The 14120-nt window shown below is 59.5% G+C and carries 16 protein-coding genes; 13 read left to right on the top strand and 3 right to left on the bottom strand.

The genetic code is table 11. The features are described 5' to 3' along the window. The first annotated feature begins 26 nt into the window (after positions 1 to 26). Together ACIQJ2_RS17960 and ACIQJ2_RS17955 are read left to right on the top strand one after the other, a co-directional pair. Entirely contained in the window at positions 27 to 878 is an 852-nt protein-coding gene (locus ACIQJ2_RS17960) for a 23S rRNA (adenine(2030)-N(6))-methyltransferase RlmJ (RefSeq protein WP_400667090.1), read from the top strand. 25 nt (positions 879 to 903) lie between these two features. Beyond that, positions 904 to 1497, top strand: coding sequence for a glutathione S-transferase (locus ACIQJ2_RS17955; protein WP_400667092.1), 594 nt, complete (start codon positions 904 to 906; stop codon positions 1495 to 1497). 238 nt (positions 1498 to 1735) lie between these two features. On the opposite strand, the gene ACIQJ2_RS17950 is transcribed toward ACIQJ2_RS17955, so the two are convergent. Then, positions 1736 to 2368, bottom strand: coding sequence for an outer membrane protein (locus ACIQJ2_RS17950; protein WP_199148888.1), 633 nt, complete (start codon positions 2366 to 2368; stop codon positions 1736 to 1738). A gap of 363 nt (positions 2369 to 2731) precedes the next feature. Between ACIQJ2_RS17950 and ACIQJ2_RS17945 the strand changes: the two genes are divergently transcribed. The 5 genes from ACIQJ2_RS17945 to ACIQJ2_RS17925 all read left to right on the top strand — a co-directional run bounded on the left by ACIQJ2_RS17945 (position 2732) and on the right by ACIQJ2_RS17925 (position 7179). Further along, positions 2732 to 3499, top strand: coding sequence for an SDR family oxidoreductase (locus ACIQJ2_RS17945; RefSeq protein ID WP_400667094.1), 768 nt, complete (start codon positions 2732 to 2734; stop codon positions 3497 to 3499). After that, the gene (gene uvrC, locus ACIQJ2_RS17940; protein WP_400667095.1) at positions 3496 to 5538 is read left to right on the top strand and encodes an excinuclease ABC subunit UvrC; all 2043 of its coding nucleotides are present in this window, start codon (positions 3496 to 3498) and stop codon (positions 5536 to 5538) included. The genes ACIQJ2_RS17945 and uvrC overlap by 4 nt, the downstream gene beginning before the upstream one ends. Before the next feature lie 207 nt (positions 5539 to 5745). Continuing rightward, the gene (gene pgsA, locus ACIQJ2_RS17935) at positions 5746 to 6333 is read left to right on the top strand and encodes a CDP-diacylglycerol--glycerol-3-phosphate 3-phosphatidyltransferase (protein WP_199095546.1); all 588 of its coding nucleotides are present in this window, start codon (positions 5746 to 5748) and stop codon (positions 6331 to 6333) included. Continuing rightward, a complete protein-coding gene (gene moaD, locus ACIQJ2_RS17930; RefSeq protein WP_199150698.1) occupies positions 6333 to 6587 on the top strand; it encodes a molybdopterin converting factor subunit 1 in 255 nt (84 codons plus the stop codon). The genes pgsA and moaD overlap by 1 nt, the downstream gene beginning before the upstream one ends. Before the next feature lie 124 nt (positions 6588 to 6711). Beyond that, complete coding sequence (locus ACIQJ2_RS17925) at positions 6712 to 7179, top strand: molybdenum cofactor biosynthesis protein MoaE (protein WP_400667096.1); 468 nt, start codon at positions 6712 to 6714, stop codon at positions 7177 to 7179. Positions 7180 to 7295: 116 nt separating this feature from the next. On the opposite strand, the gene ACIQJ2_RS17920 is transcribed toward ACIQJ2_RS17925, so the two are convergent. Next, the gene (locus ACIQJ2_RS17920) at positions 7296 to 8192 is read right to left on the bottom strand and encodes a branched-chain amino acid ABC transporter permease (RefSeq protein ID WP_199150700.1); all 897 of its coding nucleotides are present in this window, start codon (positions 8190 to 8192) and stop codon (positions 7296 to 7298) included. Between the two features lie 66 nt (positions 8193 to 8258). On the opposite strand from ACIQJ2_RS17920, the gene ACIQJ2_RS17915 reads away from it, so the two are divergent. After that, entirely contained in the window at positions 8259 to 8807 is a 549-nt protein-coding gene (locus tag ACIQJ2_RS17915) for a CGNR zinc finger domain-containing protein (RefSeq protein ID WP_400667097.1), read from the top strand. Beyond that, positions 8804 to 9325, top strand: coding sequence for a hypothetical protein (locus ACIQJ2_RS17910; protein WP_199150702.1), 522 nt, complete (start codon positions 8804 to 8806; stop codon positions 9323 to 9325). The genes ACIQJ2_RS17915 and ACIQJ2_RS17910 overlap by 4 nt, the downstream gene beginning before the upstream one ends. A 73-nt stretch (positions 9326 to 9398) precedes the next feature. Here the strand turns inward: ACIQJ2_RS17910 and ndk are convergent, their stop codons facing one another. Continuing rightward, complete coding sequence (gene ndk, locus ACIQJ2_RS17905; RefSeq protein ID WP_168805436.1) at positions 9399 to 9821, bottom strand: nucleoside-diphosphate kinase; 423 nt, start codon at positions 9819 to 9821, stop codon at positions 9399 to 9401. 192 nt (positions 9822 to 10013) lie between these two features. On the opposite strand from ndk, the gene ACIQJ2_RS17900 reads away from it, so the two are divergent. The 4 genes from ACIQJ2_RS17900 (at position 10014) to ACIQJ2_RS17885 (ending at position 14115) form a co-directional block, all read left to right on the top strand. Next, complete coding sequence (locus tag ACIQJ2_RS17900) at positions 10014 to 10523, top strand: DinB family protein (protein WP_199150704.1); 510 nt, start codon at positions 10014 to 10016, stop codon at positions 10521 to 10523. 156 nt (positions 10524 to 10679) lie between these two features. Beyond that, entirely contained in the window at positions 10680 to 11180 is a 501-nt protein-coding gene (locus tag ACIQJ2_RS17895) for a hypothetical protein (RefSeq protein ID WP_400667098.1), read from the top strand. Positions 11181 to 11228: 48 nt separating this feature from the next. Further along, positions 11229 to 13118 (top strand): ABC-F family ATP-binding cassette domain-containing protein, encoded by a 1890-nt coding sequence (locus ACIQJ2_RS17890; protein ID WP_400667099.1) that lies wholly within the window; start codon positions 11229 to 11231, stop codon positions 13116 to 13118. Between the two features lie 106 nt (positions 13119 to 13224). After that, entirely contained in the window at positions 13225 to 14115 is an 891-nt protein-coding gene (locus ACIQJ2_RS17885; RefSeq protein ID WP_400667100.1) for a polysaccharide deacetylase family protein, read from the top strand. Positions 14116 to 14120 lie beyond the last annotated feature (5 nt).

Below are 14120 nucleotides of genomic sequence, written 5' to 3'. Positions count from 1 at the left end.
AACAATTCATGCGGACTTCACCGACAATGAACTATCGGCACATCTACCACGCGGGCAATTTTGCCGATGTCTTGAAACACGCGATCCTCGCGCGCCTCGTTCGCTACATGCAGAACAAGGACAAGGCATTTCGCGTGCTCGACACGCATGCCGGCATCGGCCTTTACGATCTGTCGTCCGAGGAAGCTCAGAAGACGGGCGAGTGGCAGGATGGTATCGGCCGGCTGCTGGAGGCGGAGCTTGTGCCGCAGGTGGCAGATTTGCTGGAGCCCTATCTCGCCGCCGTGCGCGAGCTGAACCCCGAAGGCGGCCTCCGGCTCTATCCGGGCTCGCCGAAGCTTGCCCGCATGCTGTTTCGCCCGCAGGACCGCCTGTCGGCGATGGAGCTGCATCCGGACGATTTCCAGCGGCTTCACCGGCTGTTCGAGGGCGATCACCACGCTCGCATCACCGAGCTGGACGGCTGGCTGGCGCTCGGCGCGCATCTGCCGCCGAAAGAAAAGCGTGGCATCGTGCTCGTCGACCCGCCTTTCGAGGAGGAAGGCGAATATGACCGGCTGGTCGACGGATTGGCAAAGGCGTGGCGGCGTTTTCCGGGTGGCACCTATTGCCTCTGGTATCCGATCAAGAAGGATGCGCCGATCAAGCAGTTTCACGAAGCGCTGCAGGCGCTGGAAATTCCAAAGATGCTCTGTGCCGAGTTGAGCGTCAAAAGCGACCGCGGCTTTACGGGGTTGACCGGCTCCGGCCTTATCATCGTCAATCCGCCCTTCACATTGAAGGACGAGTTGCACGCACTGCTGCCGGCACTGAAGGACATGCTGGCGCAGGACCGCTTCGCCTCGCAGCGCGCCTTCTGGTTGCGCGGCGAGCACTAACCCCTGAGCACACCATAGGTGATCCATGAGACTTCTCTGCGCGCCCGCCTCCCCTTTCTCCAGCAAGGTGCGCATGGCGGCACGCCATTTCGGCATCAAGCTTGAGGAAATCCATGTCGATACGAATGCCGGGCCGACGCTTCTCATCGACAACAATCCGCTCGGCAAGATTCCGACGCTGCTGACCGACGAAGGCGACGCCATTTTCGACAGCCGCGCGATCATGCATTATTTCCATCGGCGCAAGGGCAAGTTCTATCCGACCAAGAAGAGCAAACGCACGGAAGTCGAAGTTCTCGAAGCGCTATGCGACGGTACCAACGAGTGCCTACTGTCGATCGTCTACGAACGGCGCGTTCGCGAGCTTGAAAAGCAGCATCAGCCCTGGATCGATCGGCAGTGGACGAAGGTAGCGCGCGCGCTCACCCATCTCGACGCCGAGCCGCCGAAGATCGGCAAGAAGCTGCATGCGGGGCATTTTGCCTTCGCCGCCCTCATCGGCTACTTGCACCTGCGCTTCGAAGGTCAATGGGAAGCGGATTATACGGGGTTGCTCGACTGGGAGCGCAAATTCGAGAAGCACTTCCCGGATTATCAGGTGATGAAGCCGCGGGCCTAAAGCGCGTCGCGATCTCGAAGATTCGCTTCACGCGCTTTAGCTCTTTGATCTCGCGCATGTCGCAGCCGCAAAACCGCTGCACACTTTTGCGCGACATGCTCTAGGCAGGCCCCGTTCGGCGCATAGGTACGCACTCCCCTGGCAAGATCGTGCATGCCTATCGTCCTTACGCAGGGCACAAACAGAAAAAGCCGGGGTTCTCACCCCGGCTTTTTCTTCATTCCAAATCGTCAAGCGACTAGAACTTCACGCCAATACCGACCTTGACGCTCTGCTCGTCGTAACCGCGCGAGAAGCTGCCGGAGTCGAGGTTGAAGGTCTTCTTGCCGTAGTCCGTGTAACGGTACTCGAGGCGAGCCGTGATGTTGTTGGTGATGAAGGTTTCAGCACCAGCACCGACGGTGTAGCCAACTGCCGTTTTGCTTTCAGACGAAGTAGCGTCGGAGAGCTTGTTCTGGCCGAGAGCCAGACCGGCCGTGCCGTACAGCATGAAAGGGTTGAAGTCGTAACCGAGACGGGCACGGACAGAGCCGTTGACGCCGTTCTTTGCAGTCAGACCGTTGCGGGTAGCGTCTGCGCCGGAGTAGCCGAGATCACCTTCGATACCGTATACGATCTGGCCCTGCTGCCAGTTGTAGCCGGTGAAGGCCTGGCCGCCGAAGCCGTAAGCGTTACCGTTACGGGTGAAGTGGCCCTTGTTCCAGTCGCCTGCACCACCGATGTAGAAGCCGGACCAGTTGTTAACCGGCGGAGCGACGTCCTGGGCGACGGGCGGCTGCGGAATCTGCTCAACAGCGTCGGCAGCGTGAGCTGCAGTAAAGCCGCCGAGAGCGAAAGCGGAGACCATGAGGGTCGTTACGAGAGTACGCATACTTTTCTCCTTTCAGTCCCGTGTGCTTCGTCTACTGTCTTTGACTTCGAAGCGTCACGAGCAATTAAAACAAATCCCTCCCGGATCGAGGTTGAAATTGAAGTGCAAATGAGGAATTGGAAGAGCCAAAATATGATATCATTGTGGCACAGACATGGCTGAATTTCGATGTTGCTTCATCGCAACAGATGAATTGTTAACCATAACCAATGGTTAAAGCGTGTATACTTATTTTAATCTAAATATATCTCAAGCTTTACATAGGCGCCTTCAAGAACGCTATCTGCCGAAGCATCTTTTCATATGGTGTATCGACGTCCTATATGATCACCGATTGGGTAACGACGAGCAAAAGGCGATCTCTTGAGCCAGGAAAAACTACGCACGGCATTGATAACGGGCGCCTCCAAAAGAATAGGCCGGGCCATCGCCGAGGATTTGTCGGCTAATGGCTTTGCGGTCGCGCTGCATGCCAACCGATCCTTCGCCGAGGCCGCGGAAATTGTGGCAAAATTGCAGCAAGCGGGCCGAAAGGCGATTGCGATCAAGGCGGATCTGCAAAATTTGGGCGAGACGTCAAGCCTTGTCGAACGAGTCACAAATGCGCTCGGCCCGCTTGATCTGCTCGTCAACAATGCTTCCGCTTTCCTCGGCGATTCCGCCGGGCATTTCGACGCCGAAGCCTTCGAGGCGCATTTCGCCGTGCATGTGCGTGCGCCGTCGATTCTGGCCGCCGATTTTGCGCGACAGCTGCCGGCTCCCTATCAAGGGCTGATCGTCAACATGATCGACCAGCGGGTCTGGGCGCTGAACCCGCGCTTCTACTCCTATACATTATCGAAGGCGGCGCTTTGGACGGCGACCCAGACGATGGCCCAGAGTTTCGCGCCCCGTATCCGCGTCAATGCGATCGGCCCCGGGCCGACAGTGCGCAGCGTGCGGCAGACGGAAGAGGACTTTCAAGCGCAGATCGACGGCCTCATATTAAAGGTGGCGCCAGGGCTCGAAGAATTCGGCCGCACCGTCCGCTTTCTTTTTGACACGCCCTCGATCACGGGCCAAATGATAGCGCTCGACGGCGGCCAGCATCTTGCCTGGGAAACGCCTGATGTGGCGGAGAGTGCGGAATGAATGGAAGAAAGCTGCCCGACGGCGGCATTCTCTACGACGAATCGGATGACATAGAAGACGACATCGAGGTTGAGGGCGATGCCGCCGCCTCCCCCGTCACGCCCGTCGACTGGAACGAAGGCGGCAAGAACGAAACCGGGCTTCGCGGCGCGGAGCTGATCGCCGAATTCGTCAAGCGGCTGCCGAACAATCCCGGCGTCTATCGCATGTTCAACGAAGCCGGCGACGTGCTCTATGTCGGCAAGGCGCGGAACCTGAAGAAGCGTGTCGCCAACTACGCCATGGGCCGGGTGCATTCCAACCGCATTGCCCGCATGGTGCGCGAAACCGCCAATATGGAGTTCGTGACCACCCGCACGGAAACCGAAGCGCTGCTGCTGGAAGCTAACCTGATCAAGCGATTACGGCCGCGCTTCAATGTCTTGCTGCGAGACGACAAGTCGTTTCCTTATATTCTGATCACCGGGGACAAGCGGGCGCCGGCCATTTTCAAGCATCGCGGCGCGCGCGCCCGCAAGGGCGACTATTTCGGCCCCTTTGCGTCGGCGGGCGCCGTCGGCCGCACCATCAATTCGCTGCAGCGCGCCTTCCTGATCCGCACCTGTGCCGACAGCGTTTTCGAAACGCGCACGCGGCCCTGTCTGCTCTACCAGATCAAACGCTGCTCCGGGCCCTGCACGCATGAGATCAGCGATGCGGGCTATGCGGAGCTGGTGCAGGAGGCGAAGGATTTCCTTTCCGGCAAGAGCCAGAACGTCAAGGCGCATATGGCCGAGGAAATGAACGCCGCCGCCGAGGATCTGGATTTCGAGCGCGCCGCCGTTTTTCGCGACCGACTGGCTGCGCTCTCGCACGTGCAGAGCCATCAGGGCATCAATCCGGCCGGCGTCGAAGAAGCCGATGTCTTCGCCATTCATCACGAAGGCGGCATCTCCTGCATTCAGGTCTTCTTCTTCCGCACCGGTCAGAACTGGGGCAACCGCGCCTATTTCCCGAAAGCCGACCCCTCGCTTTCGGGCGCCGAGGTGTTGAACGCCTTCCTCGCTCAGTTTTACGACGACAAGCCTGTACCGCGGCAGATCCTGCTTTCGGAAACGGTTGAGGAAATCGAACTGCTGGCGGCCGCCCTCGGCGAGAAGGCCGGCCATAAGGTGGCGATCCTGGTGCCGCAGCGCGGCGAGAAGCGCGATCTGGTCGATCATGTCGTTGCCAACGCCCGCGAGGCACATGGCCGCAAGCTTGCAGAGACAGCGTCGCAATCGCGATTGCTGGAGGGCTTCAAGGAAACGTTCCAGCTTCCTTATGTGCCGCAGCGCATCGAGATCTACGACAACTCACATATCATGGGTACCAATGCGGTCGGCGGAATGGTGGTGGCCGGGCCGGAAGGCTTCGTCAAAGGCCAGTATCGCAAGTTCAACATCAAATCGACCGACATCACGCCCGGCGACGACTTCGGCATGATGCGCGAGGTCATGACCCGGCGGTTCTCACGCCTGTTGAAGGAAGAAGGCAAGCCCGACCGCAGCGCGGCGGCGGAAGCCTCCGGCGCGGACGCTGCCGACCAGCCCTTTCCCGCCTGGCCCGACATCATCCTCATCGATGGCGGCCAGGGCCAGATGACGGCGGTGCGCGCCATTCTCGAGGAACTGGGAATCACCGACAGCGTCATTGCCATCGGCGTCGCCAAGGGCGTCGACCGCGATGCCGGGCGCGAGCGCTTCTTTGCTCCTTCCCGCGAGAGTTTCACGCTGCCGCCCCGCGATCCGGTTCTCTATTTCATCCAGCGCCTGCGAGACGAAGCACACCGCTTCGCGATCGGTTCGCACCGCGCCCGGCGCAAGAAGGAGATGGTGAAGAACCCACTCGACGAGATCGGTGGCATCGGCCCGTCGCGCAAGCGAGCATTGCTGCAGCATTTCGGTACCGCCAAGGCCGTTTCGCGAGCCGCCCTGTCCGATCTGATGGCCGTCGAAGGCATATCGGAAGGTGTGGCGCGGCAGGTCTATAACCATTTCCACGAGGACGCCGCGAAATAGAAAATTGCGGTCGCAAATTCCACGCAATAGCGGTGAAAAAACAGAAACAATGTTGACGATAGACTGGTCAAACCATCATCTAGGGATGGTGCCAAAAAGTGCGAAGCGGTTTTTGGACCAGATCATGCCCAATCAAATGGCTGCGGCGAGATGAGGCTTGAATAAAGGCTCACCAAACCGCCGGCACAAAGAGACGAAACGATTTCCATGGCTTCGCGCGCTTACAGCATTCCCAACCTGCTCACCTACGGTCGCATTATCTGCGTCCCTCTGATCGTTCTGTGCTTCTTCGTCGAAGGCAAGCTGGAAGGGTCCGATTTCGCGCGTTGGGTGGCGCTGTGGATCTTCGTCATCGCCTCGCTTACGGATTTTCTCGACGGCTATCTCGCGCGCATCTGGAATCAGACTTCAAACATCGGCCGCATGCTGGATCCGATCGCCGACAAGCTGCTGGTTTCCGCGATCCTGCTTCTGGTCGCGGCTGACGGCACCATCGCCGGCTGGTCGCTATGGGCGGCCATCATCATTCTCTGCCGCGAAATCCTGGTCTCGGGCCTGCGCGAATATCTGGCGGCGCTGAAAGTCAGCGTTCCCGTGACGCGCATCGCGAAATGGAAGACGACAGCGCAGCTCGTTGCCATCGCCTTCCTGCTGGCTGGGCCGGCGGGCGACAAGGTGCTACCCTATACGACGGAGATCGGCATCGTGCTGCTCTGGGTCGCGGCATTGCTGACCATCTACACCGGCTACGATTATTTCCGCGCCGGGCTGAAGCATGTCGTGGATGAGGAATAATGACGAAACTCGTCTATTTTGCCTGGGTGCGTGAGCGGATCGGCAAGGCGGAAGAGGAAATCTCCCTTCCCGCCGAGGTCGTAACAGTCGGCGATCTTCTGAGTCATTTGAAGAGCTTGGGTGAAGAATACGAGGCGGCACTTCAATTCCCCGAAGCGATCCGTGTTGCCATCAATATGGAGCACGCCGATCATGACGAACCCATCGCCGGCGCGCGGGAGATCGGGCTCTTCCCGCCAATGACGGGAGGGTGAGGAGTGGTCGGGCAACGCCCGAGCAATCGATCCTGTGAATCGATTGCAGCGACGAACGCCCTGAGCCCTAGCGAAGGGCTGGGAGTTTCTGCAAACTCTTTGAGAGCTCGACAAGGAAATTGCGATGATTTCGTCATACGTCAAAGTCCAGCATGAGGATTTCGAGCTTCAGACGGAGATCGACCGGCTGACGGATGGGCGAAGCGACATTGGAGCCGTTGTCACCTTCTCCGGGCTCTGCCGCGACGAAGGCGGTACGCTCGGCGCGCTGGAACTCGAACACTATCCCGGCATGGCGGAGGCGGAGATCGGCCGCATCGCTGGCCTCGCAATAGAGCGCTTTTCGCTTCTCGGCCTGACGGCGATCCATCGCTATGGCAAGATTTCTCCAGGCGAGAACATCGTGCTCGTCATCGCAGCATCATCGCATCGGCAGGCCGCTTTCGATGGCGCCAATTTCGTCATGGACTATCTGAAAACCTCAGCCCCGTTCTGGAAGAAGGAGCATGGCAAGGACGGGGCGGAAGGCGGCTGGATTTCGGCCAAAGATGCCGACGACGCGGCACGTGCCAAGTGGGCAGGCCAAAAGTAGTCTTCGGAGCGTGATGCCGAAAAGTGTAGGCGGTTTTCGGACGACATCATGCTCTACTTCCTTGATTCTAGAGCGGATTCAGATTTCAGGTCGAACAGACCTGAAATCATCCGGCTCTAGGGTATGACCCTTTCGCGACGGCTGAGCACCAGCAGCAGCACCAAGAGCGCGAAAATGACGAAGTCACGCCAGAGGAATGGGCCGTAGGCGCCCCACATCGTCTCACCCAAGCCAAGCAGCGCCGCACCGCCCGCCGACTTCAGCGGATCGGAATATCCTCCGACCGCCGCAATCATCAGCACCTTGAGCCCGAACATCAGCCCTGCTCCGAAATCCATGGTTCCGTAGTAGGAGGTGGCCAACAAGCCGCAGATCGTCGCAACAAGCGCGGAAGAGACGTAAGACAGCAGGAAGACCCGCCTGGAACTTGCTCCGCAGAGCTCGGCGGCGAGCGCATCGTCGGTCACGGCGCGCCAGATGCGGCCCCAGCCGGTGCATTTAAGCACATAGGCTCCGGCAAGGATGACGAGGATCATCGCCGCCGTGTTCAGCAACTGGATCACGGTCAGCGTCACCCGGAAGCCGCCACTGTCCCAGAAAACAATCACCTCGTTCAGGAAGGGCGGCAACCAGATGCTGCGCGTATTCGAAGCCAAGCGCGCCGTCTCCATCAGGATAATCATCATGCCGAGCGCGGCAACGATGATCGTGTTCGGCGACTTGCGCGACAGCGGCAACATGATTGCGCGGCCGACGAGGAGGCTGGTGCCCAACGTGTAGGCGGCGGCGACAAGGGCGCCGAAGGCGAAGGCGGCCGGAAGGATCAGATACATTCTCGTGTAGCCGACGTCGGTGAAGAGTACGAGCATCTGCCCGGCAAAGGCGAAGAGCGCGCCATAGGTGATGTCGGCCCGTTTCATGACCCCGAATGCGATGGAATAGCCAAAAGCCAGCGTCGCATAGAGCGCGGCGAGCGGAACGGCATTCGCCAGTTGCTGCAGAAGATAGGCCATCCACCCCTCCGAGGAATGCTTAAATAGTAACTGGCAAAATTGATTTTACCAGTTATAATTTTTGCCATGAGCTTTTCCTGGACCCCCCATCGTTTTTCCGGAGGCGCACTTGCGCTCGATGTCGCCAACAGCGTGATCTTGCGCCACGATGAGGAACGCCGGACCGATCGTTTCGAGGCAACGGGACAGATGGACAGCTTTCCGAAAGCTGCCGCCAACTTCTGCGCCGAACGGGCGCTTTTCGGCGATATCCTGCCGATTCAGCGGGACAACAGAGCCGAGTTCATAGCACTGCGCGAGGCGATCGACCGCTATTTCCGTGCGCGCGTTCTCGGCGAGGCCGCCGACGCATTGCTTGCCGAGCTCCTCGCGGCATTGGCGCGTGTCTTGAAGCAAGCTCCGGTCGATGGGCTCGATGCCGCGACGGTGCATTCGACGCTACGGCTCATCGCCATGCCGGATCCCGAGCGAATGAAGATATGCCGCAACTGCGGTTGGCTCTTTATCGACCGCAGCAAGAACAAGAGCCGCGCCTGGTGCGACATGGCGGTCTGCGGCAACCGTGCCAAGGCCAGCCGGCACTACCGGCGCAAGAGGGAGGAGACTGCGCCATGACAATGCGAAGGATCATACTGACGGCCATCGGCGCGGGGATAGTCGCCGGGCTAACGCTGTCCGGCTGCCAGAGGAAGGACGACCAGGGTCCGACCGAGCTTACCGGTCGCATCTTCGTGTTCAACTATCGCGTGGCGAGCGCGACCTACATGATCACGCTGAAGAAGATCGCCCCGATCCCCGACGGCACGATTGCTGTTGCGGAATTCGAAAATCCGGCGGGTGGCGATCCGCTCGTCATCCACGAGAAGATCTATTCCTTCTGGGACAAGATCACGCTGGAAAGCCCGGATCTACGCTGCGTGCGCAAAGACCATCCCTATTCCGTCTCGATCAAGCTGGTGGATGCCAGCAACAAGACACTTCAGACGCTCAAGACCGAAGTCAAATCCGACCTCGATCAGACGGTGCTGCCGACGAAACCGCTCGTGGTCGGCCCCGCCTATACCGCCAATCCCGATGTCTTCAAGGGTGACGGCAGCGTCGATTATGGACACGATAATGCCTGCCCGGCATGAAAAAAGCCGGGATGTGATCCCGGCTTTCTTTGAGTCAATTCAAGTCGTTCAGCGCAAGAGCTGAGAGGCCGATTCAGCCGACGATTTCGGTTTCTGCGAACCAGTAAGCGATTTCGATCGCAGCTGTTTCCGGGGCGTCCGAACCATGAACGGAATTTTCGCCGATCGACAGAGCGAAGGACTTGCGGATGGTGCCCTCGTCAGCGTTTGCCGGGTTGGTGGCGCCCATAATTTCGCGGTTCTTCAGGATGGCGTTCTCGCCTTCCAGGACCTGAACGATGGTCGGGCCGGAGGTCATGCCTTCAACGAGTTCGCCGAAGAACGGACGTTCCTTGTGAACGGCGTAGAAGCCTTCAGCTTCGCGCTTGCTCATCCAGACGCGCTTGGAGGCGATGACGCGCAGGCCGTTGTCTTCAAAAACCTTGGTGATGGCGCCGGTCAGGTTGCGCTTCGTTGCATCCGGCTTAATCATCGAGAAAGTACGTTCAATCGCCATGGGTCCGTTCCTTGTAATCAGAGAAAAGTGGGCGGTGTTTACCTGCCTCAAAGCCCGAAAACAAGGGGGATCGCCCAATTTCACGCCGCTGTCACAGTCGGAGCGGCCGATTCGCGATCGGCTCGGTGGCACTGCGAAGACTTATTTGCAAACCTTGCGACAGTATCGTCGCACCCATTAGGGAGAAGCCGCATGCTCAAACACTTCAGGATGCTTGCCGACTACAATCGCTGGGCCAATGTTCAGCTCTACAATGCCGCGACCGAGCTTAGCGATGCCGAATTCAACGAAGACCGCGGCGCCTTCTTCGGTTCGCTCCACGGAACGCTCAATCATCTACTGATAGCGGATCGCTTGTGGATGCACCGCTTCAACGGCAGCGGCGGAGTGCCGGCATCGCTCGACGTTGTCCTGCACGACACTCTCGAAGGGCTTTGCAGCGCACGAGAGGCGGAAGATCGAAATATCGCCACCTGGTTGGAAACCCTCGATGCCGATGCGCTGGCCGTCAACATTACCTACACCTCGATCCTGCGACCGGGCGCCATTACCGTTCCTCTCCATGCGGCGATATCCCATATGTTCAACCACCACACCCATCATCGTGGCCAGTGCCACACGATCCTCACATCCATGGGCAAGCCGTCGCTGGTGCTGGACCTGCTGCACTTCCTGCGGAGCGAGGGGACGCGCTGGATGTGAGCCTGAGGCGAGCCGCCATCTCCCGCCTTCGCCCAAGCGTTGAGCAGGTGCCTCATTTTGTTGCGACGCAGTGCAGATAGGGCATTTTGTTCATGTTCCCTTAACCTGCGGGCCTGCAGATTGACGAGATATATCAGATCATGGTCATGAGCAGGCATGAAGAACTCGCAGACAGGCGTTTCGGCATATTCTATCGACGACGATGAAACGGAAACCGAGCTCGAGGTCATCGGTCGTTTCATGACGCGGTTGAAGGTGAAGAACCTGCCGCGCAACTACCAGCTCTTTCATGAGGCGCTTTATGGCCAGGACGGAAGTCTTGCCGTTGAGATTGAGGCGCTGGGGGCCCTTCCCTCGCAAAGCGGGCTCGACGAGATCGGCCTGAAACATCGCCTCGTCAGCCATTGTGGGCTGGTGGCGCGGAAATCGGAAAGTGATGCAGCGGAAATGCTGCGCGAAGTCGCGGATCAACTGGCCAAAGGACTGATGAAGAAACAGCACTTCGCCCGCGAGGTCGAGGAATCTGCGAGCGTCGGCACCACCCTCGACTGTCTCAATGCATCCTTGAGCAATCTGATGCTCTATGAGACCGAGCTGACAGAGCGGCTCAGGAACAGCGCGAACCCGCAAAAACCGGCACGCAGCTCGATCGCCTGAGCGTTTTCGACTCTTGCCTTCGGCGTCGAGTTCGGCCAAAACCGCGCCATGATTTCGATTTCAGACCTTTCCGCGCGCATTGCCGGCCGCCTTCTCATCGACCATGCCAGCGTGACGCTTCCGGCGGGCACGAAGGCTGGCCTCGTCGGCAAGAACGGCGCTGGCAAATCCACACTCTTCAGGATCATCACCGGCGATCTCGCCGCCGAAAGCGGCTCCGTCTCGATCCCGCGTAACGCCCGCATCGGTCAGGTCGCGCAGGAGGCACCCGGCACCGAGGAGCCGTTGATCGATATTGTGCTTGCAGCCGACAAGGAGCGCTCGGCGCTGCTCAAGGAAGCGGAAATCGCCACCGATCCTCATCGCATCGCCGATATCCAGACCCGGCTTGCCGATATCGGCGCGCATTCGGCCGAAGCGCGTGCCGCCAGCATCCTTGCCGGCCTCGGCTTCGACCATGAGGCGCAGAAGCGCCCGGCCTCCTCCTTCTCGGGCGGCTGGCGCATGCGCGTCGCGCTCGCAGCCGTATTGTTCTCCGAGCCGGATCTCCTGCTGCTCGACGAACCCACAAACTATCTCGACCTCGAAGGTACGCTCTGGCTGGAGGATTACATCCGCCGCTATCCGCACACGGTCATCATCATCTCGCACGATCGCGACCTGCTGAACACGGCGGTCAATTCCATCGTGCATCTCGACCAGAAGAAGCTCACCTTCTATCGCGGCTCCTATGACCAGTTCGAGCGGCAGAAGGCCGAAGCCGACGAGCTGCAGATGAAGGCGAAAGCCAAGAACGACGCGGCGCGCAAGCATCTGCAGAGCTTCATCGATCGCTTCAAGGCAAAGGCCTCGAAGGCGCGGCAGGCGCAATCTCGCGTCAAGGCGCTGGAGCGCATGGGAACGGTTGCCGCCGTCATCGAAGACCATGTGATGGGCTTCAGCTTCCCGGAACCCGAAAAGCAGCCCGCCTCGCCCATCATCGCCATCAGCGGCGGCGCCGTCGGTTATGAGCCCGAAAAGCCGATCCTGAAGCGCCTGAACCTGCGCATCGACGCCGACGACCGCATTGCCCTGCTCGGCTCGAACGGCAACGGCAAGTCGACTTTCGCGAAGTTCATTTCCGGTCGGCTTGATGCTGAAAGTGGCGACGTCAGGCTGGCTCCGAACCTGAAGATCGGCTTTTTCGCCCAGCATCAACTCGACGACCTCATTCCCAACCAGACCGCGGTCGAGCATGTGCGCCGTCGCATGCCCGAAACGCCGGAGGCGAAGGTACGCGCCCGCGTCGCGCAGATGGGCCTGGCGACAGAGAAGATGGACACGCAGGTGAAGGATCTGTCCGGCGGCGAGAAGGCTCGTCTGCTGATGGGCCTTGCCGCCTTCGACGCGCCGAACCTTTTGATCCTCGACGAACCGACAAACCATCTCGATATCGACAGCCGCAATGCGCTGATCCAGGCGCTGAACGACTATTCCGGCGCGGTCATTCTCATCTCGCACGATCGCCATCTGATCGAGGCGACGGTCGACCGGCTGTGGCTGGTGCGCGATGGCACGGTCTCGAATTTCGATGGCGACCTCGAAGACTATCGCAGTCTGGTCGTTGCCAGCCCGAAGCCAAGGGATGACAAGGCCAAGGCAAACGGCGGCGACGATTCCGTTTCCAAGGCGGATCAGCGCAAGCTCAATGCCGACCGCCGCGCCTCGCTCGCACCGCTCAAGAAAAAGATCAACGAAATCGAATCCTTGACCGGCAAGCTTGAAAAACTGATTCAGGCACTTGATGCAGAACTTGCGGACCCTGCCCTTTACGAAAAGGCGCCCGCCAAGGCTGCGGAGAAGGCAAAGCAGCGCTCCGATGCGGCCGATAAACTCGCAGCTGCCGAAGAACAATGGCTGGAACTTTCGTCGGAATACGAAAGCGCAATGGCCGGCTGATCTCGGGGAATTCTTAACCGTTTCGGGACAGATCCTAACCGATCATTAACCATAATTACGGAAAGTGCGCTCAACCTTCATTGACAATAAGTGTTGAGCGATTCCCATGAACTACCGTGTTTTTTTGGCTGGCCTGGCCGTGTCCCTGGCATTGGGAGGATGCGCCTCGAAACCGGCCAGCGACGCTTCGCTCAAAACCGGTTACGCAGCCGAGGAATCGCGTCACAAGCCGCTGAAAGCCAACGATCCTGTCGACATGGAGCCCAAGAAGTGGCTCATGGCCGACCTGGAGACGCGCGATCTGGAAGGTCTGAACGGTCCGCACAGCCTTGCTGGCCGAACGCTGGAAGTCGCTTCACTCAAAGACATCAGGCTTGCCGACAAGGAGGTCATTCTGACCTTCGACGATGGCCCTGCTCCCGGCAAGACGGACCGCATTCTCGCAACGCTCGACAAGTTCGGCGTCAAGGCAGCCTTCATGATGGTCGGTGAAATGGCGCAGGCGCACCCGGCGACCGCGCGCGAGGTGCTGGCGCATGGCGACGCCATCGGCAGCCATACCTTCCGCCACCCCGATCTCGACAAGATGACCTTCGACGCAGCCATGACCGAAATCGCCCGCGGCAAGGATGCAGTCACCAAGGCTATCGGCACGGACGTGCCGTTCTTCCGCTTCCCCTATCTCGCCGACTCCAAGCGCCTGCGCAGCGCTATCGCCGCGCGCGACATGATCGTCATGGACGTGGATATCGACAGCAAGGATTACTTCACCTCGACACCAGCCGCTGTGGTGGAGCGCACCATGAAGCAGCTTCATCAGCGCGGCCGCGGCATCGTGCTCATGCACGACATTCATCAGCGCACCGTCCGGATGCTTCCAGTCCTCCTCACCCGTCTGGAGAAGGAAGGCTACAAGGTCGTTACGCTGAAATACAAGCGCAACTCGACCCCGGCGACCAACCTTGTCGCCCAGGCCCAAACCTCAATGGTGCGTTGAGGCAA

The organism is Rhizobium sp. NPDC092011, assembly GCF_044756305.1.
GTDB lineage: Bacteria > Pseudomonadota > Alphaproteobacteria > Rhizobiales > Rhizobiaceae > Rhizobium.
The sequence above is the reverse complement of the archived record's forward strand: the minus strand, read 5'-3'. Positions and strand labels throughout refer to the sequence as shown.

Excerpts from the sequence above, each read along its gene's own strand:
- uvrC (WP_400667095.1), top strand. The coding sequence starts at position 3,496 with ATGAATGGAAGAAAGCTGCCCGACGGCGGCATTCTCTACGACGAATCG.
- ACIQJ2_RS17950 (WP_199148888.1), bottom strand. The coding sequence starts at position 2,368 with ATGCGTACTCTCGTAACGACCCTCATGGTCTCCGCTTTCGCTCTCGGC.
- ACIQJ2_RS17960 (WP_400667090.1), top strand. The coding sequence starts at position 27 with ATGAACTATCGGCACATCTACCACGCGGGCAATTTTGCCGATGTCTTG.
- ACIQJ2_RS17890 (WP_400667099.1), top strand. The coding sequence starts at position 11,229 with ATGATTTCGATTTCAGACCTTTCCGCGCGCATTGCCGGCCGCCTTCTC.
- ACIQJ2_RS17915 (WP_400667097.1), top strand. The coding sequence starts at position 8,259 with ATGAGCTTTTCCTGGACCCCCCATCGTTTTTCCGGAGGCGCACTTGCG.
- ACIQJ2_RS17895 (WP_400667098.1), top strand. The coding sequence starts at position 10,680 with ATGAAGAACTCGCAGACAGGCGTTTCGGCATATTCTATCGACGACGAT.
- ACIQJ2_RS17910 (WP_199150702.1), top strand. The coding sequence starts at position 8,804 with ATGACAATGCGAAGGATCATACTGACGGCCATCGGCGCGGGGATAGTC.
- pgsA (WP_199095546.1), top strand. The coding sequence starts at position 5,746 with ATGGCTTCGCGCGCTTACAGCATTCCCAACCTGCTCACCTACGGTCGC.
- ACIQJ2_RS17925 (WP_400667096.1), top strand. The coding sequence starts at position 6,712 with ATGATTTCGTCATACGTCAAAGTCCAGCATGAGGATTTCGAGCTTCAG.
- ACIQJ2_RS17955 (WP_400667092.1), top strand. The coding sequence starts at position 904 with ATGAGACTTCTCTGCGCGCCCGCCTCCCCTTTCTCCAGCAAGGTGCGC.
- ACIQJ2_RS17900 (WP_199150704.1), top strand. The coding sequence starts at position 10,014 with ATGCTCAAACACTTCAGGATGCTTGCCGACTACAATCGCTGGGCCAAT.
- ACIQJ2_RS17885 (WP_400667100.1), top strand. The coding sequence starts at position 13,225 with ATGAACTACCGTGTTTTTTTGGCTGGCCTGGCCGTGTCCCTGGCATTG.
- moaD (WP_199150698.1), top strand. The coding sequence starts at position 6,333 with ATGACGAAACTCGTCTATTTTGCCTGGGTGCGTGAGCGGATCGGCAAG.
- ndk (WP_168805436.1), bottom strand. The coding sequence starts at position 9,821 with ATGGCGATTGAACGTACTTTCTCGATGATTAAGCCGGATGCAACGAAG.
- ACIQJ2_RS17920 (WP_199150700.1), bottom strand. The coding sequence starts at position 8,192 with ATGGCCTATCTTCTGCAGCAACTGGCGAATGCCGTTCCGCTCGCCGCG.